The organism is Belnapia sp. AC561, from assembly GCF_979252845.1.
In genome coordinates, this window is sequence record NZ_CEEDBP010000061.1 from 1 (window position 1) to 22,938 (window position 22,938).

General features: G+C 71.9%; 19 protein-coding genes. 13 read left to right on the forward strand and 6 right to left on the reverse strand.

Annotated features, from left to right (window positions below; genetic code table 11):
• The coding region (locus AC0IW9_RS28535) for a ComEC/Rec2 family competence protein (protein ID WP_471651694.1) at window positions 1-1,258 on the reverse strand (1,258 nt) is incomplete at its 3' end.
• Window positions 1,259-1,488: 230 nt separating this feature from the next.
• On the opposite strand from AC0IW9_RS28535, the gene gltX reads away from it, so the two are divergent.
• A complete protein-coding gene (gltX, locus tag AC0IW9_RS28540; protein ID WP_471651695.1) occupies window positions 1,489-2,883 on the forward strand; it encodes a glutamate--tRNA ligase in 1,395 nt (464 codons plus the stop codon).
• A gap of 6 nt (window positions 2,884-2,889) precedes the next feature.
• Here the strand turns inward: gltX and AC0IW9_RS28545 are convergent, their stop codons facing one another.
• Window positions 2,890-3,774 carry a diacylglycerol/lipid kinase family protein gene (locus AC0IW9_RS28545; RefSeq protein WP_471651696.1) on the reverse strand — a complete coding sequence of 295 codons (885 nt, stop codon included), beginning with the start codon at window positions 3,772-3,774 and terminating at the stop codon, window positions 2,890-2,892.
• Window positions 3,775-3,995: 221 nt separating this feature from the next.
• Here AC0IW9_RS28545 and AC0IW9_RS28550 point away from each other — a divergent pair, with 221 nt between their 5' ends.
• The 5 genes from AC0IW9_RS28550 to AC0IW9_RS28570 all read left to right on the forward strand — a co-directional run bounded on the left by AC0IW9_RS28550 (window position 3,996) and on the right by AC0IW9_RS28570 (window position 10,625).
• Entirely contained in the window at window positions 3,996-4,811 is an 816-nt protein-coding gene (locus AC0IW9_RS28550) for a UDP-2,3-diacylglucosamine diphosphatase (protein ID WP_471651697.1), read from the forward strand.
• Window positions 4,804-5,871 carry a glycosyltransferase family 4 protein gene (locus tag AC0IW9_RS28555; RefSeq protein ID WP_471651698.1) on the forward strand — a complete coding sequence of 356 codons (1,068 nt, stop codon included), beginning with the start codon at window positions 4,804-4,806 and terminating at the stop codon, window positions 5,869-5,871. The genes AC0IW9_RS28550 and AC0IW9_RS28555 overlap by 8 nt, the downstream gene beginning before the upstream one ends.
• Complete coding sequence (locus AC0IW9_RS28560) at window positions 5,868-6,494, forward strand: class I SAM-dependent methyltransferase (RefSeq protein ID WP_471651699.1); 627 nt, start codon at window positions 5,868-5,870, stop codon at window positions 6,492-6,494. The genes AC0IW9_RS28555 and AC0IW9_RS28560 overlap by 4 nt, the downstream gene beginning before the upstream one ends.
• A gap of 71 nt (window positions 6,495-6,565) precedes the next feature.
• The gene (locus AC0IW9_RS28565) at window positions 6,566-7,936 is read left to right on the forward strand and encodes an esterase-like activity of phytase family protein (RefSeq protein ID WP_471651700.1); all 1,371 of its coding nucleotides are present in this window, start codon (window positions 6,566-6,568) and stop codon (window positions 7,934-7,936) included.
• A gap of 259 nt (window positions 7,937-8,195) precedes the next feature.
• A complete protein-coding gene (locus tag AC0IW9_RS28570) occupies window positions 8,196-10,625 on the forward strand; it encodes a PAS domain-containing protein (protein WP_471651701.1) in 2,430 nt (809 codons plus the stop codon).
• A gap of 30 nt (window positions 10,626-10,655) precedes the next feature.
• On the opposite strand, the gene AC0IW9_RS28575 is transcribed toward AC0IW9_RS28570, so the two are convergent.
• On the reverse strand, window positions 10,656-11,336 hold the full coding sequence (locus AC0IW9_RS28575; RefSeq protein ID WP_471651702.1) for a GntR family transcriptional regulator: 681 nt from the start codon (window positions 11,334-11,336) through the stop codon (window positions 10,656-10,658).
• 76 nt (window positions 11,337-11,412) lie between these two features.
• Window positions 11,413-11,775 (reverse strand): hypothetical protein, encoded by a 363-nt coding sequence (locus AC0IW9_RS28580; protein ID WP_471651703.1) that lies wholly within the window; start codon window positions 11,773-11,775, stop codon window positions 11,413-11,415.
• Window positions 11,776-12,046: 271 nt separating this feature from the next.
• Between AC0IW9_RS28580 and AC0IW9_RS28585 the strand changes: the two genes are divergently transcribed.
• The 4 genes from AC0IW9_RS28585 to AC0IW9_RS28600 are packed head-to-tail and all read left to right on the forward strand — an operon-like array spanning window position 12,047 to window position 18,706.
• Window positions 12,047-13,327: an efflux RND transporter periplasmic adaptor subunit gene (locus tag AC0IW9_RS28585; RefSeq protein WP_471651704.1), complete on the forward strand. Its 1,281-nt coding sequence runs from the start codon at window positions 12,047-12,049 to the stop codon at window positions 13,325-13,327.
• 12 nt (window positions 13,328-13,339) lie between these two features.
• Window positions 13,340-16,510 (forward strand): efflux RND transporter permease subunit, encoded by a 3,171-nt coding sequence (locus tag AC0IW9_RS28590; protein ID WP_471651705.1) that lies wholly within the window; start codon window positions 13,340-13,342, stop codon window positions 16,508-16,510.
• A gap of 2 nt (window positions 16,511-16,512) precedes the next feature.
• Window positions 16,513-18,048: an efflux transporter outer membrane subunit gene (locus AC0IW9_RS28595; RefSeq protein WP_471651706.1), complete on the forward strand. Its 1,536-nt coding sequence runs from the start codon at window positions 16,513-16,515 to the stop codon at window positions 18,046-18,048.
• Between the two features lie 25 nt (window positions 18,049-18,073).
• On the forward strand, window positions 18,074-18,706 hold the full coding sequence (locus tag AC0IW9_RS28600; RefSeq protein WP_471651707.1) for a TetR/AcrR family transcriptional regulator: 633 nt from the start codon (window positions 18,074-18,076) through the stop codon (window positions 18,704-18,706).
• A gap of 4 nt (window positions 18,707-18,710) precedes the next feature.
• On the opposite strand, the gene AC0IW9_RS28605 is transcribed toward AC0IW9_RS28600, so the two are convergent.
• Window positions 18,711-19,952, reverse strand: coding sequence for an LLM class flavin-dependent oxidoreductase (locus tag AC0IW9_RS28605; RefSeq protein ID WP_471651708.1), 1,242 nt, complete (start codon window positions 19,950-19,952; stop codon window positions 18,711-18,713).
• Between the two features lie 12 nt (window positions 19,953-19,964).
• Entirely contained in the window at window positions 19,965-20,714 is a 750-nt protein-coding gene (locus AC0IW9_RS28610; RefSeq protein WP_471651709.1) for an alpha/beta fold hydrolase, read from the reverse strand.
• A 168-nt stretch (window positions 20,715-20,882) separates the two neighbouring features.
• On the opposite strand from AC0IW9_RS28610, the gene AC0IW9_RS28615 reads away from it, so the two are divergent.
• The 3 genes from AC0IW9_RS28615 to AC0IW9_RS28625 form a co-directional block, all read left to right on the forward strand.
• Window positions 20,883-21,629, forward strand: a complete 747-nt coding sequence (locus tag AC0IW9_RS28615; protein ID WP_471651710.1) for an SDR family NAD(P)-dependent oxidoreductase — start codon at window positions 20,883-20,885, stop codon at window positions 21,627-21,629.
• A 64-nt stretch (window positions 21,630-21,693) separates the two neighbouring features.
• Window positions 21,694-22,662 carry a Bug family tripartite tricarboxylate transporter substrate binding protein gene (locus AC0IW9_RS28620; protein ID WP_471651711.1) on the forward strand — a complete coding sequence of 323 codons (969 nt, stop codon included), beginning with the start codon at window positions 21,694-21,696 and terminating at the stop codon, window positions 22,660-22,662.
• A 31-nt stretch (window positions 22,663-22,693) separates the two neighbouring features.
• Window positions 22,694-22,938, forward strand: a 245-nt coding sequence (locus AC0IW9_RS28625) for a PfkB family carbohydrate kinase (protein WP_471651712.1), incomplete at its 3' end; no start/stop codon positions are given.

Here is a 22,938-nt window from a genome sequence, read left to right on the forward strand (position 1 = left end):
GACCTGGACTTCGACCTGTCGCCGCCCGGGGCCCGGCCGCCGGCACATGCGGCCGGAGCCAGTCCCAGCCGGCGATCAGCGCCAGCACCGCGGCGAAGCTCATCTGGAAGCTCGCGCCGAGGATCGCCGCCGGCTGCAGCAGCAGCACCGCCGCCGCCGCCATCGCCAGCCCGCGCAAGGTCAGCGCCCGCCGCCCGGCCAGCAGCGCCAGCGTCGCCACCGCCGCGGTCGCGAAGCTCCGCTGCATCGGCACCTGCGACCCGCTGACCAGCATGTAGACGCCGCCGAGCGCCAGCGCCGCCACCGCCGCCAGCGCCTTCACCGGCAGCCGCAACGCCAGCCAGGGCACCAGCGCCAGCAGCCAGCGCAGCACGAAGAAGCCGAGCCCCATGACGATGGCGATATGCAGGCCGGAGACGCTGAGCAGATGCGCCAGCCCGCTGTCCCGCATCGCCGCCAGGTCGGCCCCGCCGATCGCCGTCTGCCCGCCGGTCAGCAGCGCGCTGGCCACCGCCCCGGCCGGCCCCGGCAGGGCGGCGGTCACCCGTGCCTCGATGCCGGTGCGGAGCGCGGCGAAGGCCGGCGGCGCCGCCTCGCCGGCGGTCAGCCCCGCCACCCCCAGCGCCGTGCCGCTGGCCCCGAGGCCGGAGAACCAGGAGGCCCGCTGGAAGTCAAAGCCGCCGGGATAGGAGGGCCCCATCGGTGCCCGCAGCAGGGCGCGGACCCGGATCCCGTCGCCCGGCACCGGCCGCGCCGGGTCCTGCGACTTCAGCCGGATGCGGATGCTGCGGCCGAGCGGCGCGCCGCCATCCAGCCGTGCTGCCTCGATTGTCACCCGCCGCCCTTCCGGCAGCAGGTCCACCGCCACCACCCGGCCGCTGACGATGCTCGCGGTGCGCGGCAGTTCCAGCGCCGGCGCCTGCCGCCCGGCCTGCCAGGCGGCGACGGCGAAGCCGCAAAGCCCGGCCGCGGCCAGGCCCAGCAGCCAGCCCGCGAGCGGCCGGCGCAGGCCGAGCCAGATGGCCAGCAGCAGCAGGGGTGGCGCAACCCAGACGACCTCGGCCGGCGGTTCGGCCGGCAGGGCGAAATAGGCCAGCACACCCACACCGAGGGCGATGGCGAGCCAGGGCGCGAGGCGCTGCCGCTCGCCCGCCAGATGCGTCAGCCAATGGGAGGTCCATCGGAGCAGCCATCCGGCGGCCAGGAATGTGGGCTTGCCGGACCATCGGGGGGTTGGCCGGGCGAGGAGGAGACTCATTCGACTCGGGCAATAAAGCAGCGACTCGGCAATTTCAACCAAAAGGCGAGCAAGTCCTATTTTTCGAGGTAACATGAACAGACGTCCACATTGCAATTTTTCAAGCAAATATTTTGCAAAATATTAGGATAATATTCTTTCAACTTAGGAACCGCAGGCCCCGCCTGGCGCCGGATTTCCCCCGCAAGCCGTTCTCCGGTAAGCTCGGCGCCCCTCGGCCAAGGTCCCCCATGAGCGTCCGTACCCGCTTCGCGCCCTCGCCCACCGGCTTCCTGCACATCGGCGGAGCCCGCACGGCGCTGTTCAACCTGCTGTTCGCCCGCCACCACGGCGGCCAGTACCTCCTGCGGGTGGAGGACACCGACCGCGCGCGCAGCACCGAGGATGCGGTGCAGCAGATCCTGCACAGCCTCGAATGGCTCGGCCTCAGCCCGGACGAGCCGCCGGTCTTCCAGAGCAGCCGCGCCGCCCGCCACGCCGAGGTGGCGCGCGAGATGCTCGCCGCCGGCCGGGCCTATCACTGCTGGTGTACAAGTGAGGAACTCGTGGCCATGCGGGAACAGGCCGTGAAAGAGGGCCGCCCGCCCCGCTACGACGGCCGCTGGCGCGACCGCGACCCGGCCGAGGCCCCCGCCGGCGTCCAGCCCTCCATCCGCCTGAAGGCCCCGCGGGAGGGCTCGACCGTGGTCGAGGACCTGGTCCAGGGCCGGGTCGAGGTGCAGAACACCGAGCTGGACGACATGATCATCCTCCGCTCGGACGGCACGCCGACCTACCTGCATGCGGTGGTGGTCGACGACCACGACATGGCCATCACCCATGTCATCCGCGGCGACGACCACCTGACGAACACCTTCCGCCAGGTCCAGGTCTACGACGCCATGGGCTGGACCCGCCCCCGCTTCGCCCATATCCCGCTGATCCACGGCGCCGACGGCGCCAAGCTCAGCAAGCGCCACGGCGCCGTGGGCGTGATGGAATTCGACGCCCAGGGCTTCCTGCCCGAGGCTGTCTGCAACTACCTGCTCCGCCTCGGCTGGGGCCATGGCGACGAGGAGATCCTCGACCGCGCCCGCGCCATCGAATTGTTCGAGCTGTCCGACGTCGGCCGCGCCGCCTCCCGCATGGACTACGCCAAGCTGACGCATCTCAACGGCGTCTACCTCCGCCAGGCCGACGACGACCGGCTGGCCGCGGAGGTGCTGAAGCGCCTCGCCGCCCGCGGCGTGCTCTTCGGCACCCTGGGCGGGGACCGGGTGAAGGCGCTGATGCCGGCGCTGAAGGAACGCGCCAAGACGCTGGAGGAGCTGACCGGCGCCGCGGTCTTCGCCGCCCAGGAAGGCCCGCCGAAGCTGGATGCCAAGGCCGCGGCGATGCTGACGCCGGAGGTCAAGGCGCTGCTCGCCGACCTCGCCCAGTTCCTGAACACCGCGCCCTGGGAGCGGGAGGATCTGATGAACTGGCTGCGCGACTATGCCGACGTGAAGGGCGTCAAGCTCGGCCAGGTCGCCCAGCCGCTCCGCATCGCGCTGGCCGGCAGCACGCAGAGCCCGCCGATCGATGCCGTCCTCTGGGCGCTCGGCCGGACCGAGGCGATGGACCGCATCCTGGCCGCCGCCGAGTAGGCGGACTCAGCCGGCCAGCACCACCCGCAGCGGTGCCGCCGCCGTCGCCACCTCCACCGGCAGGCGGCCCGCCGGATCGCCATCCGCCTGCACCGCGACGCCCTCGCCCCCGCTGGCACCCTCGATCCGCAGCCAGTCCGCCTGCCGCAGCACCACCCCGGGCATGCGCGGCAGCAGCCCGAGCGGCAGCGCCGCGCCATAGCCCGCCGTCGCCCAGGGCCCCGCGCCGGGAAACAGCGCCACCTGGAAGCCGGGCCGCGCCATCTCCGCCGCCGGCGCCAGCAGGTGCCGCCCGGCATAGAAGCGCCCCTTGGTGACGATGACCGACCGCGCCGCCACCGCCCCATCGGCGAAGACCACCCGCAGCGGCGGAAAGCCGTAGCGGCCGAGCTGGCGCATCGCCCCCCAGACATAGGCCCCGCGCCCGAGGCGCCGCTTCAGCCCCAGGTCCAGCGCCTCGACCACCGCCGCATCGAAGCCGGCCCCCAGCATCTGCACGAAGAGCCGCGCCGAGCCGTCGCCGAAGCGGGCGATCCCGGGATGCACCCGGCCGCAGCGCCCCGCCGCCAGCGCCGCCGCCGCCGCCTCCGGCCGGATCGGGATGCCGAGCTCCCAGGCGAAGACATTGGCGGTGCCGAGCGGCAGCACGCCCATCGCCGCGCCGCTGCCGTCCAGCCCCGCGGCGACCTCGGCGATGGTCCCGTCGCCGCCGGCGGCGACCACCAGCGGCACCCCCGCGGCCGCCGCCGCCCGGGCCAGCGCCATGGCATGGCCGGGATGCGTCGTCTCCGCCAGGTGATGCGCGCAACCCAGCCGGTCGAGCCAGGCCAATGCCCGGCCCAGGCGCTGCCGCCGCCGCTGCCCCGCGGCCGGATTGAAGATGATCAACATGCCGATCTTATCGCAACCGCCCGTGACGGTTTTCCGTCATTCGCCGGTCATGCCGCTGACAAGCCGATGCCGCGCGGCGAATCTCCCCGGCCCTGCCCTCCTGACGCTTTCATCAAGGCTTCACCGCACGCCCGCCGCATCCGCGTTACGGCCACCGGGAGATCGTGACCGGGAGTCGGGCGCCCCCTTGGCCCGCCCCGGCGGATAGCGAGGGCACCGCGATGCAAGCCGCTCACCCGAAACGCCGCTACCGCGGCATCTTCCTCTCCGACACCCACCTCGGCATGCGCGGCTGCCGCGCCGACTTCCTGGCCGACTTCCTCCGCCACACCGAATGCGAGCAGCTCTACCTCGTCGGCGACATCGTCGACGGCTGGCGCCTGCGCAAGTCCTGGTACTGGGACGCCGACCACGACGAGGCCATCCGCCTCATCCTCAAGCAGGCCCGCGCCGGCACCGAGGTCACCTATATCCCCGGCAACCACGACGAGATCTTCCGCAACTGGATGGTGGAGGGCCTCGAGGTCGCCGGCATCCGCCTGGCGCGGGAGGCCGTCCACCAGGCCGCCGACGGCCGCCGCTTCCTGGTCATCCATGGCGACGAATTCGACGGCGTCATCCGCTACGCCAAGCTGCTCGCCCATCTCGGCGACTGGGCCTACGACGCCGCCCTGGTGCTGAACCGCTGGTTCAACGCCGTCCGCCGCCGGCTCGGCTATCCCTACTGGTCGCTCTCGCAATGGCTGAAGCGCCAGGTGAAGGAGGCGGTCAAGGCGATCGACCGCTTCGAGCTGGCGCTGGCCAACGAGGCCCGCCGCCGCGGCCTCGACGGCGTGATCTGCGGCCATATCCACCATGCCGAGATGCGGGAGGTGCACGGCATCACCTACATGAACGACGGCGACTGGGTGGAAAGCTGCACCGCCCTGGTCGAGCATGCCGACGGCCGCTTCGAGCTGATCGACTGGGCCCGCGAGATGCGCCAGGCCGCCGCGCCGGATGCCGAGGACCAGCGCCTGGCCATCGCCCGTGCCTGACGCCCTGTCAGGTCCTCCCCTGGGGCCCACCCCGCTCCGCCTGCTGATCGTCACCGATGCCTGGGCGCCCCAGGTCAATGGCGTGGTCCGCACCCTCTCGACCATGGCCGCCATGCTGCGCGCCGCCGGCGACACGGTGGAGGTCATCGGCCCCGACCGCTTCCGCAGCATCCCCATGCCCGGCTATGCCGAGATCCGCCTCGCCCTCGCCCCCCGCCGCCGGCTGGAGACGCTGGTCGATGCCTATATGCCCTGCGCCGTGCACATCGCCACGGAAGGCCCGCTGGGCTGGGCCATGCGTGGCATCTGCCGCCGCCGCGGCTGGCCCTTCACCACCGCCTTCCACACCAAATTCGCCGAATACATGCGCGCCCGCGCCGGCGTCCCCACCGCCTGGTCCTGGCGGCTGCTGCGGCATTTCCACGGCCCCGCCCAGGCGACCATGGCGGCGACGCCCAGCCTCCGCGCCGAACTCACCGCCCGCGGCTTCCGGCGCCTGCGCCCCTGGACCCGCGGCGTCGACCTCGCCCGCTTCCGCCCGGAGAACCGCGCGACCGAGGCCTTCCCCGGCCTGCCCCGCCCCATCTTCCTTTATGCCGGCCGGGTCGCGGTGGAGAAGAACATCGCCGCCTTCCTGGCGCTCGACCTGCCCGGCAGCAAGGTGGTGGTGGGCGACGGCCCGCAGCGCGCCGCGCTCGAGGCCCGCTTCCCGGAGGCCCACTTCCTCGGCTTCCGCGACAACGGGGCGCTCGCCCGCAGCTATGCCGGGGCGGATGTCTTCGTCTTCCCCTCCCGCACCGATACCTTCGGCCTGGTCCTGCTGGAGGCCATGGCCAGCGGCACCCCGGTCGCCGCCTTCCCCGTCACCGGCCCGCTGGACGTGGTGACGGACCCGCGCGTCGGCGTGCTGGACCAGGATCTCCGCGCCGCCTGCCTCGCCGCCCTCGCCTGCGACCGTGCCGCCGCCCGCGCCCATGCCGAGCGCTTCTCCTGGGAAGCCTCGCTCGGCCAGTTCCGCGGCGCCCTCGCTCCCTTCCAGCCCGCCGAGGCCCTGCCATGAGCACCACCGAAGGACCCGCCATGCAATCCACCAGCCTTGCCGATACCGGCCGCCTCCGCATGGCCAACCTGCCGCTGTTCTTCCGCCGCTGGCTCTCGGACCCGCTGCAAATGGGCTCGATCGTCCCCTCCTCGCGCTTCCTCTGCCGCCGCATCGCCGATCTCGTCGCCGCCGGTGGCGACGGCCTGGTGGTCGAGATCGGCGCCGGCACCGGCGTCATCTCCCGCGCCCTGATCGAGGCCGGCATCGCCCCGGAACGCCTGGTCCTGGTCGAGATCGTCCCCGAGATGGCCGACCACCTGCGGGAGAGCCTGCCCGGCACGCATGTCCTCTGCGCCGATGCCTTCGCCCTGCCCCAGCACCTCCGGCCCCGCCTGGCCGGGCCGATCGGCACGGTGATCTGCGGCATCCCGCTGGTGATGCTGCCGCTGGAACGCCAGCGCCTCTTCGTCGAGCAGGTGGAGCGCATCGCCCCCGGCCTCGGCTTCCTGCTCTATACCTATTGCATCACCTCGCCGCTGCCGTACCGCAGGCTGGGGCTGAGCGCGGTGCGGGAAAGCTGGACCCCGCGCAACTTCCCCCCCGCCAGCATCTGGCGCTACCGGCCGCTGACTTCCAACTGACGCCCAACCGCCAAGTCCCTGCAACATGCGGCGGCTAGGAGCAGCGCCGCACCCGATCTGGACTGGACCCCATGCGCAAGCTGCTGCTCCTCGCCACCGCCGCCATCCTGCTGGCACCCGCCGCCCGGGCCGATACGAGCTTCGAGGCGACCCTCGCCGGCCATGCCATCCTGCCGGCCGACAGCATGGCCCAGCCCCCCGCCGATGCTCCGCAGGACGCCCGGTCGGCCGGCAAATTCACCGGCCCCGGCAACCTCCGCACCGACCGCCCGGCCAGCATCCCCGGCACCACCGGCCCCGCCCCGGCCGGCCGGCCCACCGGTCTCGCCCTGCCCTTCACCGGCCAGGCCACCCAGGGCTTCTCCGGCATCAAGCCGGTCGAGGGCGCCCCCGGCGCCTACTGGGTCCTCACCGACAACGGCTTCGGCAACAAGCGCAACAGCCCCGATGCGCTGCTGATGCTCCACCGCATCCGCCCCGACTTCCGCAGCGGCCAGGTCGCGGTCGAACAGACCATCTTCCTCTCCGACCCCGACCGCCGCATCCCCTTCCGCATCGCCCATGAGGGCACCGAGCGCCGCTACCTGACGGGCAGCGACTTCGACCCGGAATCGATCCAGCCCACCGCCGACGGCTTCTGGATCGGCGAGGAATTCGGCCCCTTCCTGATTAGGCTCGACCGCGAGGGCCGCGTCCAGCAGGTCATCGAGACCACCATCGAGGGCCGCCCGATCCGCAGCCCCGACCACCCCGCGCTGCAACTGCCCGCCAGCCCCGCCGCCACCACCGCCTTCGACTCCGCCCGTAGCGGCGGCTTCGAAGGCCTCGCCGCCAGCCCCGACGGCAGCCGGCTCTACGCGCTGCTAGAGAAGCCGCTCCTCACCCCCGCCGGCGCCGCCGAGGGCCGCTTCCTCCGCATCGTCGAATTCGACACCGCCCGCGCCGCCTGGACCGGCCGCGTCCTGCGCTACCGCACCGAGGAAGGCACCACCTCGATCGGCGACTTCAACATGATCGACGACCGCCGCGCCCTGGTCATCGAGCGCGACGACGGCGAGGGCGACCCTTCGCTCGCCTGCGCCGCCGGCAGCAACCCGCCCGGCTGCTTCGCCAATCCCGCGCGGCTGAAGCGGATCTACGTCGTCGACCTCGGCGCCACCGACGCGGAGGGCTTCGTGCGGAAGCTCGGCCATATCGACCTGATGGCGATCCGCGACCCGGAGGGCCTCGCCCGCACCCGCGGCGACCGCGCCGCCGGCCTGCCCGCCGACCGCTTCGGCTTCCCCTTCTTCACCATCGAGAATGTCGCGGTGGTGGATGCCGACCACATCATCGTCGGCAACGACAACAACCTGCCCTTCAGCGCCGGGCGGCACCTGACGCGGGCCGACGACAACGAGCTGATCCTGCTGCGGGTGCCGGAGCTGCTGCGGGCGCGGTAGAAGCAAGGCCTCGGGGAGGAAAGGCATTCCTGTCCGAGGCCCCCTGCCCAAGGCCCCGTGCCCGATCGGCAAAGCCCAAGAATTTAGCCCGTTGATGCAATTTTAGAATATTTTGAGAGGTTCCCATTCTTCGTTTTTGTTTTTGCTTCTTTCTGGAATAATCAACAGCACGCGATTATAGTCGCCAACACTCGACGGGATGCAACGCTTGCGCTGACATCCCGTCGCGTTGGATCTGGGGACGGGCACAGTAATTTTGGTGGAAGCGTCCTCCCGCGCATCCCGTCGCCGCGCGCGCCCCATCTGGGCCCATCTCGCGACCTTTGCCCTCTCGATCGTCATCCCCCTCTGGGGCCTGGTCGGGTTCGTCGCCTGGACCTCGCTGCAGGGGGAGAAGCGCGAGAACCAGCAGCAGACGATGCTCGTCGCGCGCAGCCTGGCCCTCCAGCTCGACGGCGAGCTCGCCGGCTTCGGCGGCGTGCTCAAGGCCCTGGCGACCTCCCCGGCGCTGCAGGACGGCGACTTCCGCGGGTTCCAGGCGCAGGCCATGCAGGTCGTGCCGGAAGGCGGCGCCATCGTCCTGCGCGACCGCCGGGGACAGCAGCTGGTCAATACGCTCTTCCCCTTCGGCACGCCCCTCCCGGTCACCACCGCCCGGGAAGTCCTCGCCGCGGATGCCTGCGTCTTCCGAACCCGCGCGCTCTGCGTCTCCGGCCTCTACACCGGCACCACGGACCCACGGCCCTATGTCCTGCTGGACGCGCCGGCGCTCCAGGCCGGGGAGGTCGCTTTCGCGCTCAACGTCGCAATCCGGGCGGAGTCCCTGGCGTCGCTCCTGGCCGGCCACCGGCTGCCGCCGGGCTGGGCCGTCTCCATCCTGGACCGGGACGACCACATCGTGGCCCGCTGGCCCGACCACGGCCGCTTCGTCGGCAGCCTGGCCAATGCCGCCCTGCGGGAGAACTCCAGCGCGGCCGAGGGCACGGTGCGCAGCGTGAACGTCGCCGGCGTGCCGGTCTGGGGCGCCTATGTCCGCCTGCCGAACTGGGGCTGGCGGGTGGCCCTCGGCGTGCCGAAGGCGGTCCTCGATGCCCCGCTGCGGCGGTCGGTGCTCTCCCTCGGGGCGGTCGGGCTGGCGGCGATCGCGGCCTCGGTCGCCGCCGCGCTGCTCTATGGCCGCCGCCTCGCCCGCCCGATCCGGGCGCTCGGGCGCGCGGCGGCGGAGATCGGGGCGGCCCCGGCGCCGGGGCTGCCGCCGGGGCCGATCTCGATCCGCGAGCTCGACCAGGTCGCCGCCTCGCTGGCGGCAGGCGAGGAACGGCTGCGGCTGGCGCAGGAGGCAGGCCAGATCGGCATCTGGGAGGTCACGCCGCAGACGGGCCTGTCGGTGGTGAGCGCCTCGCAGGCCCGGCTCTACGGCCTGCCGGCGGCGGCGGCGCCGCATGAATTCGGCTGGGATGCCTGGCTCGCGCGCGTCCATCCCGAGGATCGGGTGCATGCGATGGCCGCGGCGAATGCCGTGGCCGCGTCGGGCGGAACCTATGACCATGAATTCCGCATCCTCCGGGCCGATACCGGCGCGGAGCGCTGGATCCGGTCGCGCGGGCGCTGGTCGGCGGACCGCGACGGCCTGGGCGGCGGGCGCTTCGTCGGCGTCAGCATCGACATCACCGAAAGCAAGTCTGCCGCGAATGCGCTCGCCGCCAGCGCCGCCGAGTTCCGCGCCATCTTCGAGACCTCCGTCGTCGGCAACGTCCAGGCCGATGCCGCCACGCTGCGCCTCATCCGGGCGAACCGCTGCTTCTGCGAGATCCTGGGCCGCCCGGAGGCGGCGCTGGTCGGCGGCACGACCCTCCTCGAGCTGATCCACCCCGCGGACCGCGCCGCCAGCGAAGGCGGGCTGCGCGAGGCGATGGCCGAGGGACGCCCCTATCGCGGGGAGATGCGGCTGCTGCACCAGGAGGGCGGGTCGCGCTGGGTCCTCGTCTCCCTGGCTTTGCTGCCGGGCGTGGCGGGGCAGCCGGCGCGGGCCGTCGCCGCGGTGCAGGACATCACCGACCGCCGGCGGGCCGAGGAGCGCCAGGCGCTGCTGGCGCGGGAGGTGGACCATCGCGCCAAGAATGCGCTCGCGGTGGTGCAGGCCGCGCTCCGGCTGACGCCGAAGACGGATGCGGCCACCTTCGCCCGGGCGATCGAGGGCCGCGTCAATGCCCTGGCGCGGGCGCAGACGCTGCTCGCGGAAGGCCGCTGGGGCGGGACGCTGCTGCGCACCCTGATCGAGGGCGAGCTCGCGGGCTTCATCGAGCTGGATGCGACCGGCGGCCGGGCCCGCGCGAAGCTCGAGGGACCGAGCCTCCTGGTCTCGGCGGAGGCCTCGCAGCCGCTGGCGATGGTGCTGCACGAGCTGGCGACGAATGCGACCAAGTACGGCGCCCTTTCGGCGCCGGGCGGCTGCGTGCGGGTCACCTGGTCGGTCGATCCGGCGGATGAGGTGCTGCTGCTGGACTGGATCGAGACCGGCGGCCCGCCGGTGCCGGGACTGCCGGCCAGGCTGGGCTTCGGCTCGCGGGTGCTCGAGGCGACGCTGCAGCAGCTCGGCGGCAGTGCCGCTTCGGAATGGCACGCCGCGGGCCTGGCCTATCGGCTGCGCGCGCCGCTGGCCCGGCTCCTCGCGGACCAGCACGCCTGACCCCATGGCGGCGGGAAGCGGCGGGCCGCCTCACTGCCCGCCCGCATACCGCTCCCAGGCCGTCTCGACGATCGCGATATGCCCGCGCATCTCCCGCGCGGCGGCGGCCGCATCCCCGCGCAGGATCGCCGCCACCACCCGGCCGTGCTCCGCCCGGGATTGCGCCAGCCGCCCCGCCGCGCGGAACTGCGCCCGCCGGAACGGCGACAGCCTATCCCGCGTCGCCAGGGTGATCTCGGCCAGGTAGTCGTTGTGGCTGCCGGCATAGACCGCGTTGTGGAAGCGCTCGTTCGCCTCGTGATAGGCCTCTGGGTCCGCCGCCCGCACCAGCCCGGCGAAGCCCGCGTCCAGCGCCTGCAGCGCCCGCCGCTCGGCCTCGGTCATCTGCGCCGCCGCCGCCGCGGCGCAGAGCGCCTCCAGTTCCGCCATCACCTCGAACATGCCGCGCAGCCGCGCCGGCGTCGGCCGCGCCACCAGCGCGCTGCGATGCGACCGGGTCTCGACCAGGCCGGAGGCCGCGAGGTCCCGCAGCGCCTCCCGCACCGGCGTCCGGGAGACGCCGAAGCGCCGGGCGATCTCCGCCTCCTCCAGCGGCATGCCGGGGGCGAGATGGCCGCGGATGATGTCGTCGGCGATGGTCGCCCGCAGCGTCTCCGTCCAGGTCCGCCCGGCGATCACCGGCCGCGGCGGGCCGGGCGTCCTGAGATCCATCGCGCGCCGCGCCTCCCATCCGAGCAAGCGTCGCCACAGGCCAGGGCGACCCGCCCGGGACTCCGCGGCGGGTGGCTCAGACCCGCTTGGTATTCCGCCAGGGCGCCCGCGGCCGGGCCGGGCCGCCGCGCCGCACCACCTGCGCGCCGCCGCGCGAGGCGGCATTCTCGCCGGCCATCTCCAGCGCCGCCTCGGCATCCGCAGCGACGGCCTGCTGCGCGGTCTCCTCGACGCGCGGCGCCTCGCCGGCGATCAGCATGGCGATGGCACCATGCGTCTCCTTCACGGCGCCCTCGTTGCGGGTCGCCACATGCGGCTGGCCGGCGATGGTGAAGATCCGCCGCTGCATCGTCAGCCGGGCGACCTGCTCGTCGGTGGCGGGAAGGAAGGTGCAGCCGCTGGCCTTGGCCGCGGCGATCTGCTCAGGGGTCAGTTCCATGTGTTGCAACATAGCACTTCCGCCGCGAAGGGCGAGGACCCCCGGCCCGATGGCACCGCGGCGGCCGGGCCTTTCGCCATGCTGCGCCGCATCACGAAAAGATGCGCGCCGCCCCGCCGGACCGCGAAGCCCGCCGAAACGCTGTCTTTGAGCCCGCAGGCCGGCGCGCCGTTACGCAGCGTCACCCGTCCGCGGCTTGACCCTCCATTGGAAACCATGGAGTTTCCGCGCTCGGAAACTATTGGGTTTCCTTACCAACCGGAAGCTCCCGATGCCCCGCGACCCCGCCCCCCACCGCGCCGCCGCGGCCCCCCTTCCGCGCGCCTCGCTTTCCCGCGCGCCGCTGGCCCGCGCCGGCCTGGCCACCCTGCCGCTCGTCCTGCTTGCCCTCGCCGGCTGCAAGGACGAGGCGCCGAAGCCCGCCGCCCCGCCGCCGGCGGCCGTCACCGTGCTGCCGGTGAAGCCCGAGACCGTCGCCATCACCACGGAATTGCCGGGCCGCACCACGCCCTTCCGCACCGCGGAGGTCCGCCCCCAGGTCGGCGGCGTCATCCAGGAACGGCTCTTCGCCGAGGGCGCCCAGACCACCGCCGGCCAGCCGCTCTACCAGATCGACCCGGCGCCCTTCGAGGCCAGCCTGCAGAGCGCCCAGGCCAGCCAGGCCCGGGCCGAGGCCGCCGTCGTCTCCGCCCGCAGCACCGTCAACCGCTACCAGCCGCTGGTCCGCGCCCGCGCCGTCGCGCAGCAGGACCTGGACAATGCCCTGGCGACCCTCCGCCAGGCGGAAGCCGACGTCGCCTCGGCCAAGGCCAGCGTCACCACGGCGCGGCTGAACCTCGGCTATACCAAGGTCGTCGCCCCCATCCCCGGCCGCACCAGCCGCTCCTCGGTCACCGCCGGCGCCCTCGTCACCGCCGACCAGGCCACCTCGCTGGTCACCATCACCCAGCTCGACCCGATCTATGTCGACGTCACCCAGCCCTCCTCCACCCTGCTGCGGCTGCGGCGCGAGCTGGCCGCCGGCCGGCTCCGCCGCGTCGCCGACGACCAGGCCGAGGTCCATCTCACGCTGGAAGACGGTAGCGACTATGCCCGGCCCGGCCGGCTCCAGTTCAGCGAGGTGATCGTCGACCAGGGCACCGGCTCGGTCACCCTCCGCGCCGTCTTCCCCAACCCGGACGGCACCCTGCTGCCCGGCATGTTCGTCCGCGCCCGGATCGAGGAAGGCACCGCCGAGGGCGTCCTGATGGTGCCGCAGCAGGCGATCGGCCGCACCCCCAAGGGCGAGGCCACGGCGATGGTGGTCAATGCCGAGGGCAAGGTCGAACCCCGCATGCTCCGCACCGACCGCGTCATCGGCAACCGCTGGCTGGTCTCGGACGGGCTGAAGCCGAACGACCGGGTGATCGTCGAGGGGCTGCAGCGCGCCCGCCCCGGCGCCCAGGTCCAGGCGACTGAAACCACCCAGCAGGCGCTCGACAACCCGCAACCCGCGCCCGCCCCCGGTGCCGGAGGCGCCCCTGGCTCCCCCACCCAGCGCGCCGCGCGCTAAGGGAAGCCCCGCATGTCCCGCTTCTTCATCGACCGCCCGGTCTTCGCCTGGGTGCTCGCCATCGTCACCATGCTGGCCGGCATCCTGGCGATCCGCAGCCTGCCGATCGCGCAGTATCCCTCGGTCGCGCCGCCCGCCATCTCGGTCACCGTCGTCTATCCCGGCGCCTCGGCCGAGACGGTGCAGAGCACGGTGGTGCAGGTGATCGAGCAGCAGCTCAGTGGCCTCGACAACCTGCTGTACTTCTCCTCCCAATCCGCCAAGGACGGCAGCGCCCAGATCACCCTGAGCTTCGCCCAGGGCACCGATCCGGACACCGCCCAGGTGCAGGTCCAGAACAAGGTCCAGCTCGCCGTCCCCCGCCTGCCCCAGGCGGTGCAGCAGCAGGGGCTGCGCGTCGCCAAGGCCACCCGCAACTTCCTGATGGTGGTCGGCTTCGTCTCCACCGACGGCAGCATGACCAGCGGCGACATCGGCGACTTCATCGCCTCCACCGTGCAGGACCCGCTGAGCCGCACCCCCGGCGTCGGCGACTACCAGCTGTTCGGCGCGCAATACGCCATGCGCATCTGGCTCGACCCGGCGAAGCTGCTGAACTACAGCCTCACCCCCGCCGACGTCGCCGCCGCCATCCAGTCGGAGAACGTGCAGGTCGCCTCGGGCGAGCTCGGCGCCCTCCCCGCCGCCCCCGGCCAGCAGCTCAACGCCACCATCATCGGCCCCTCCTACCTGCAGACCCCGGAGCAGTTCGGCGGCATCCTGCTGCGGGCCGATCCCGGCGGCGCCCAGGTCCGGCTGCGCGACGTCGCCCGGGTCGAGCTCGGCAACGAGAATTACGCGACCGCGACCAAGTTCGACGGCAATCCCTCCGCCGCCATCGCCGTCAACCTGGCGGCCGGTGCCAATGCCCTGTCGACCAACAGCGCGGTGCGCGAGACGATCGAGCGCCTGCGCCCCAGCTTCCCCGCCGGCATCCAGGCAGTCTATCCCTACGACACCACCCCCTTCGTCCGGCTCTCGATCAAGGAGGTGGTGAAGACCCTCGGCGAGGCCATCATCCTCGTCTTCCTGGTCATGCTGGTCTTCCTGCAGAATTTCCGCGCGACGCTGATCCCGACGCTGGCGGTGCCGGTGGTGCTGCTCGGCACCTTCGCCCTGCTGCTGGCCTTCGGCTTCACCATCAACACGCTCACCATGTTCGGCGTGGTGCTGGCCATCGGCCTGCTGGTCGACGACGCCATCGTCGTGGTCGAGAACGTCGAGCGGGTGATGGAGGAGGAGCACCTCTCGCCGCTGGAAGCCACGCGCAAGTCGATGGACCAGATCAGCGGTGCGCTGGTCGGCATCGGCCTGGTGCTCTCGGCGGTCTTCCTGCCGATGGCCTTCCTCGGCGGCTCCACCGGCGTCATCTACCGCCAGTTCGCCGTCACCATCGCGACGGCCATGGGACTTTCCGTGCTGGTCGCGCTGATCTTCACCCCGGCGCTCTGCGTCACCCTGCTGAAGCCGCGCAAGCACGGCGCCGGGACCACCGGCCTCACCGGCTGGTTCAACCGCAGCTTCGACCGCGGCAACCGCGGCTATATCCGCGGCCTTTCCGCCATGCTGCGCAAGCCGCTGCGCTGGCTGCTGGTCTATGGCGTGCTGGTCGGCGGCATGGGCTTCCTCTTCCTCCGCCTGCCCACCGCCTTCCTGCCGGATGAGGACCAGGGCGTGCTGTTCATGCAGATCAGCACCCCGCCCGGCGCGACCGCGGACCGCACCCAGCGGGCGCTCGACGCGGTGAGCGACTATCTGCTGACCGAGGAGAAGGGGGTCATCACCTCCGCCCTCACGGTCAATGGCTTCAGCTTCGGCGGCCGCGGCCAGAATGCCGGCCTCGGCTTCGTCACGCTCCGTCCCTGGGACGAGCGTCCCGGGCCGCAGAACAGCGCCCAGGCGCTGGCCGGGCGGATCATGGGCCATTTCGCCGGCTACCGGGATGCGATGATCTTCGCCTTCCCGCCGCCGCCCATTCTCGAGCTCGGCAACGCGACCGGCTTCGACCTGATGCTGGTGGACCAGGGCGGCGTCGGCCATGCCGCGCTGCTCGGCGCCCGCAACCAGCTCCTCGGCATGGCCTCGCAGAACCCGCTGATGGTCGGCGTCCGCCCCAACGGCCAGGACGACGAGCCGCAGTACCGGCTGCTGATCGACTGGGAACGCGCCCGGGTGCTCGGCATCTCGGTCGCCTCCATCAACAGCACCATCTCCGCCGCCTGGGGCTCCAGCTACGTCAACGACTTCATCGACCGCGGCCGGGTCAAGCGCGTCTACATGCAGGGCGAGGCCAGCGCCCGCATGGCGCCCGACGACCTGGAGCACTGGTTCGTCCGCAACGCCGCCGGCCAGATGGTGCCCTTCACCGCCTTCGCCCGGGCCGAATGGACCCAGGGCTCGCCCCGGCTCGAGCGCTACAACGGCCGCCCCTCGATGGAGATCCTCGGCACCCCGGCCCCCGGCCAGACCACCGGTGCCGCCATGGACGCGATCGAGCAGATGGTGAAGCAGCTGCCGCCCGGCATCGGCCTCGAATGGACCGGCCTCTCCTTCGAGGAAAGGCTCTCCGGCAACCAGGCGCCGGTGCTCTATGCCATCTCGCTGCTGGTGGTCTTCCTCTGCCTCGCCGCGCTGTATGAAAGCTGGGCGATCCCGGCGGCGGTCATGCTGGTGGTGCCGCTCGGCATCCTCGGCGCCGTCGCCGCCACCACCCTCCGCGGCCTTGCCAACGACGTCTACTTCCAGGTCGGCCTGCTCACCACCATCGGCCTCGCCGCGAAGAACGCCATCCTCATCGTGGAATTCGCCAAGGAGGAACACGACAAGGGCGCCAGCCTGATCGACAGCGCGATCACCGCGGCGCGCCAGCGGCTGCGGCCCATCCTGATGACCTCGCTCGCCTTCATCCTCGGCGTCATGCCGCTGGCCATCTCCACCGGCGCCGGCTCCGGCGGGCAGAATGCCATCGGCACCGGCGTCATCGGCGGCATGCTCTCGGGCACCATCCTCGCCCTGATCTTCGTGCCGGTCTTCTTCCTGGTGGTCCTCCGGCTCTTCAAGGTCGGCGAGGCGCCGAAGGAGGAAGCGAACTCCGTATCCGATGCCCAACCCGTGCCCCGGGCCCAGCCCGCGGCGGGAGAATGACCATGCGCCGCACCCCGCTTCCGGCAATCGCCCTCGCCAGCCTGCTGCTGTCCGGCTGCAGCCTGATCCCCGACTTCATCCGGCCGGCCGCGCCCATCCCCAGCGGCTGGCCGGAGGGCCCGGCCTATCGCCTGCCGCCGCAGGCGGTCAGCACCACGGGCGGCGCGCCCGAGGTCACCGCCGACAACATCGGCTGGGAGGATTTCTTCCGCGACCACCGCCTGCAGCAGGTCATCGGCCTGGCGCTGGCCGAGAACCGCGACCTCCGCACCGCGGCCCTCAACGTCGAGGAGTCGGAAGCCCAGTTCCGCGTCCAGCGCGGCGCCATCCTGCCGGATTTCGGCGCGAGCGGCGCCCTCTCCGCGACCCGCACCCCGGTCGCCTCCTCCTCCTTCGCCGCGCTCATCCCCGGCGCCGGCGGCACCAGCAGCACCCGCGGCCTGAACGTCCGGCAATGGAGCGCGGGGATCGGCTTCACCTCCTACGAGATCGATCTCTTCGGCCGGGTCCGCAGCCTCACCGCCCAGGCCTTCCAGCTCTACCTCGGCTATGCCGAGACGCGACGCAGCACCCAGCTCAGCCTGGTCTCCCAGGTCGGCAATGCCTGGCTCGCCATCGCCGCGGACCAGGAGCTGCTGGCGCTGACCCGCTCGACCCTCGCCAACCAGGAGGATGCCTACAAGCTGACCAAGGCCGGCTTCGACGGCGGCACCGCGACGGCGCTCGCGCTGCGCCAGGCGCAGACCGCGGTGGAAACCGCCAAGGCCAACCTGGCGCAATATACCCGCCAGCTCGCCCAGGACCGCAACGCGCTGGACCTGCTGGTGGGCCAGCCGGTGCCGGATGCGCTGATGCCGGCCGCCACCCTCGATACCCCGCTGCTGCCGGCCCGCATCCCGGCGGGCCTCACCTCCGCACTGCTGCTGCGCCGGCCGGACGTGCTGGCGGCCGAGCACAACCTGATCGCCGCCAATGCCAATATCGGCGCCGCCCGCGCCGCCTTCTTCCCCTCCCTCAGCCTTACCGCCAGCTACGGCTCGGCCAGCTCCGGCCTCAACCGGCTGTTCCAGGCGGGGTCCAGCGCCTGGACCTTCGCGCCGGCGATCAACCTCCCGATCTTCAACGGCGGCATCAACCAGGCCAACCTCGACCTCTCGAAGCTGCAGCGCGACCGCAACGTCGCCCAGTATGAGCGGGCGATCCAGATCGCCTTCCGCGAGGTGGCGGATGCCCTCGCCGCCCGCGGCACCTACGACGACCAGATCGCCGCCCAGACCCGGCTGGTGGAGGCCTATGCCGATGCCTATCGCCTCTCGCTGCTCCGCTTCCGCAGCGGGCTCGATACCTACCAGGCCCCGCTCGACAGCCAGCGCGCGCTCTTCACCGCGCAGCAGCAGCTCATCAGCCTGAGGCTGGCGCGGCTGCAGAATCTCGTTACGCTGTACAAGACCCTCGGCGGCGGCTGGAGCCAGCGGACGATGGTGGCCGCCGAGCCCCGCCAGGTCGCGGCGCGGCCCATCGCCGCGACGCGGCGCTGAGCCTTCGGCAGGAGCAGGATCGGCCATGTCCACCACCACCCTGCCGCGGCGGCTGAGCGAGGCCGAGCGGCGCAGCGCCCTGGTGCAGGCGGCGGAGGAGGTCTTCCTCCGCCACGGCTATGCCCTCGCTAACATGGACGAGGTCGCGCAGGCGGTGGGGATGTCGAAGAAGACCCTCTACCAGCTCTATCCCTCGAAGGAGGCGCTGTTCGATGCCGTGGTCGGGCGCTTCTGCGCCCCCATGCAGGTCACGACCGAATCCGCCGAGCCGGGCGACGCCGAGGCGCTGATCCGCGTGCTGGACTCGGTCGCCCGCCACATCCTCTCGCCCCGCCACGTCGCCCTGTTCCGCGTCATCGCCTCCGAGGTGCATCGCGCGCCGGAACTGGCGGCGGCGGTGCAGCGGTCGCGCAACGGCGGCACCGGCGTGGTGGAGGACTGGCTGCAGGCCCAGGCGCAGAACGGCTGGCTCGATGTCGAGGATGCCAAGGAGGTCGCGGGCATGCTGATCGGCATGGTGATCGGGGAGCCGCATATCCTCATGCTGCTCGGCCAGCGGGAAGCGCCGGATGCGGCGGAGATCCACCGCCGCACCCGCCAGGCCGTCGCCATCTTCCTCGGCGGCACCCTGCGCGAGGGCGCCTCCTGGCCGGGCTGAGCGCCTATTCCGCCGCCGCCACCCGCGGCCGCAGGTCGGTGCTGTAGTCGAGGCTGACCGGCGTCTCCGCCTCGAAGGGGCTCTTCAGGTCGAGCGCCTTCGCCGTCTCGCGCAGCGCCGGCAGCACCTCCTCGCCGAACAGCCGGATGCAGGTCAGGCTGTCGGCCTGGCTGACGGCGCCGTCGTTCGCCCAGAGCGCCATGATCCCCGGCCGCGTCGCCTCCATCACCTGCCGCAGCTTGGCGACCACCGTCTTCGGCGTTCCGGCGATGATCATTTTGTCGCGGATCTGCTCGTCGAAGGTCGGGCGCTTCCGCGGGCTGGTCCCCCGCCCGGTCGAGAATTCGACGAAGCCGCGCCGGTTCTCCGGCGAGGAGTAGCCCGCCGGCGTGCTCCAGACGGGATGCGCGAGGCCGGTGAACTCGCCCTGCATCCAGGTGAATTGCCGGGCATTCTCCAGCGCCTTCTCCTCGGTCTCCGCCACATGCACCTGCTTGAGGTAGCCGTGGTATTCCGGCCCGCCCTGGAAGCCGACCTCGGCGGCGGTGTCGTCGTAGAGCTTCCAGATCTTCTGCGTCTGCTCGACGGTCGTGTTCAGCGCGATGTAGGGATAGCGGTGCTGCGCCGCCCAGATCACCGTCTCCCGGCTGATGACGCCGGGCACCCAGACGCGCGGATAGGGCTTCTGCAGCGGCACCGCCCAGGGGTTCACCACCCGGTGCTGGTAATGCGTCCCCTCCCAGCGGAAGGGCCCCGGCTGGGTCCAGGCCTTGATGATGAGGTCATGCGCCTCCTCGAAGCGCTCCCGGTTGAAGGCCGGGTTCACCCCCGTCGCCAGCTGCTCCTGCCCGCCGCCGCGGACGAAGCCGGAGACGAGGCGCCCCTTCGAGATCATGTCGATCATCGCCAGCTCCTCGGCCAGCCGGATCGGGTTCTCCGCCAGCGGCAGCGGATTGCCGAGCATGACGATCTTCACGCGCTTGGTCAGGCCCGCGAGCAGCGCCGCGAAGATATTGGCTTTCGCCTGCATGCAGAACGGGGCGTTGTGGTGCTCGTTCAGCATGATGCCGTCGAAGCCGACGTTCTCGGCGAGGACGTATTGCTCGATGTACTCGTTGTACAGCCGGCTGCCCTGCACCGGGTCGAAGTGGCTGTTCGAGAACATCAGCGCCGTCGCGCCGAACTCCAGCCCCTTGTCGGCCGGATAGGTCGCCATCGGCTGTTCGGTGAAATACATGATGTGCATGGCGCTCTCCCCTCAGCCGATGAAATCGGTGACGAGCCGGGCGAATTCCGCCGGCTGCTCCATCTCGACGCAGGCCCCGCAATCCGGCACCACCGCGAGCCGCGCACCGCTCAGCCCCGCCATGACGCGATCGGCGGCGCTGATCGGCACCACCCGGTCCTCGGCGCCCCAGACCACCAGCGCCGGCGCGCGGATCGCGCCCAGCAGATGCGGCAAGGTCTGGCTATGCATGTAGGGCTTCCAGGCGAGGCGGAAATTCATCTCCCGGCAAAGGTCCCATTCGACCAGCTGATCCGTGCTCGGCTCGGCGCCGTACACGGCCTCGAAGGCCCGCTGCGCATGGAAGCCCGCCCGCGCATAATCGATGTGGCTGACCAGCGCCTGGTCGAGGATGTCCCCCTGCGGCGGCTTGAACCCCATCGGCCCGACCAGCACCAGCTTCGAGAAATCCCGCGGCGCCAGGCTCGCCATCTCCGCGGCGATCCAGCCGCCGAAGCCGAGGCCCAGCAGGCTGGCGCGCGGGACCTCGAGCGCCGCGAGCATCCCCTGGTACACTGCGACGAGATCGCGCGGATGCCGCATCCAGGCCGCGCGTTCGGAGGCGCCATAGCCCGGATGCTCCGGCAGCAGCAGGTCGTACCGCTCGGCCAGCGCGGCATAGATGGGCAGTTGGTCCGGCGTGCCGATATCCCGGTGCAGCACCAGCAAGGGCTGGCCCCTGCCCGCCCGTCGCAGCCGCAGCTGCAGGCCGGCGACGGCCACATGGGATTCCTGCCATGCAAGTGGCGAGGCCATTCCGTTTCTCCCGTGTTCTTGCCCGAACGCTTGCAGCCGCCACCGGCCCTGTCAATGCGATCGCCTCGCGCGACGTCGTTGACGCCAACTGGCATCGCACCGCAGCATCGGCGCAAACGCCAGGAGGAAACCGCCATGTCCCGCTTCACCGGCAAGACCATCCTCATCTCCGGCGGCGCCCGCGGCCAGGGCGCCGTCGAGGCCCGCATGATCGTCGCCGAGGGTGGCCGCGTCGTCATCACCGATGTGCTCACCGCGGAAGGCGAGGCGCTGGCCGGCAGCCTCGGCGCCGCCGCGCAATTTCTGCACCACGACGTCACCGAGGAAGCCGGCTGGGCCGCCGCCGTCGCCGCCGCCGAGGCCCTGAGCGGGAAGCCCGGGGGAGGATTGCATGGCCTGGTGAACAACGCCGGCATCTACCAGCCCGCCACGCTGATGCAGACCGATGCAGCGCTGTTCGAGCGCCACATGCGCATCAACCAGCTCGGCTGCTTCCTCGGCATGAAGGCCGTGGTGCCAGCGATGGAACGCGCCGGCGGCGGCGCCATCGTCAACATCTCCTCGACCGCCGGGCTGCGCGGCTCGCCCGGCGCCTTCGCCTATGGCGCGACGAAATGGGCGCTGCGCGGCATGACCAAGGCGGCGGCCGTCGACCTCGCCCCGCGCAACATCCGGGTGAACTCCGTCCATCCCGGCCCGATCGACACCAAGATGCTCGATGTCCGCACGCCCGAGCAGAATGCGACGCGGCTGCAGTCCGTCCCGATGCGCCGCCAGGGCACGGCGGAGGAAGTCGCCAGGCTCGTGCTCTTCCTGCTCTCCGACGACAGCAGCTACATGACCGGCGCGGAACTCGCCGTCGACGGCGGCGCCTCGCTCTAGCTTGCCGCCTCCCCGGGGCCGCGCCAGACTGACGCCCAAGCAAGACGAAACCGGGGAGGCCGCCATGACCTTGATCGCACGCCGCAGCCTGCTGGCCGGGGCCCTCCTCTCTCCCGCCCTCGCCAGCGCCCAGTCCGCCTATCCCGCCCGCCCGGTCCGCGTCATCAATGCCTATAGCCCCGGCGGCACCGCCGATGTCGTCTGCCGCATCATCTTCGCCAGGCTCTCCGAACGCCTCGGCCAGGGCTTCGCGGTCGAGAACCGCCCCGGCGCCGCCGGCACCATCGCCGCCCAGGCAGTCGCCCGCGCCCCGGCCGATGGCTATACGCTGCTCTACGACGCGACGGCCCATTCGGTGAATCCGTCGCTCTTCGGCGCCAGGCTGCCCTACGACACGCGGCGCGAGCTGCTGCCGGTCTTCCTCGCCATGGTCACGCCGAATACGCTGATGGCGACCAATGGCTTCGGCCCGAAGACGGTCCCGGAGCTGATCGCCCATGCCAAGGCCAGTCCCGGCACGCTCGACTGCGCCTCCACCGGCATCGGCACCGTCCAGCACGTCTCGCTGGAGCTGCTGAACCACCGGGCGGGCATCCGCATCAACCACGTGGTCTACCGCGAGATCGCGGCGGCGCGGAACGACCTCACCTCCGGCCGCGTCCCGCTGCAGTTCAGCAACGTCCCCGCCACCCTGCCGGTCACCCAGGCCAACCAGGCCCGCTGCCTGGCGCATTGCGGCCCGGCGCCGATCGCCCAGCTTCCCGGCATCCCCGGCTTCGCCGAGACCCTGCCCGGCTTCGAGACCTGGGAATGGAACGGCGTCTTCGCCCCCGCCGGCACCCCGGCCGAGGCCATCGCCCGGCTCAATGCCGAGCTCAACGCCACCATCCGGGACGCCACGGTGGCCGAGCGCCTGGGCGGCCTCGGCGCCCTGACGCGGGCCAATACGGTCGAGGAATTCGCCGCCTTCCGCGAGCAGCAGATCGGCTTCTTCGCCGAGATGGTGCAAATGGCGAATATCCGCATCGACTGAGGCCCCGGCATTTCCGCTACACTCCGGGCGCATGACCGATAGTGCCCCGCTCGTCATCTGCCTCGGCCATCTGGTGGCCGACCACACCTTCTGGGTGGAGGACATCCCCCAGCCTCCGGCCAAGGCCGTCGCCCGGCGCTACAGCCTCGGCGTCGGCGGCCTCGCCGCCAATGCCGCCATCGCCGTCGCCCGGCTCGGCGGCCGGGTCCGCTTCTGGGGCCGCATCGGCGACGACCGCAACGGCAGCACCCTCGCGGCCGAGCTCGGCGGCTTCGG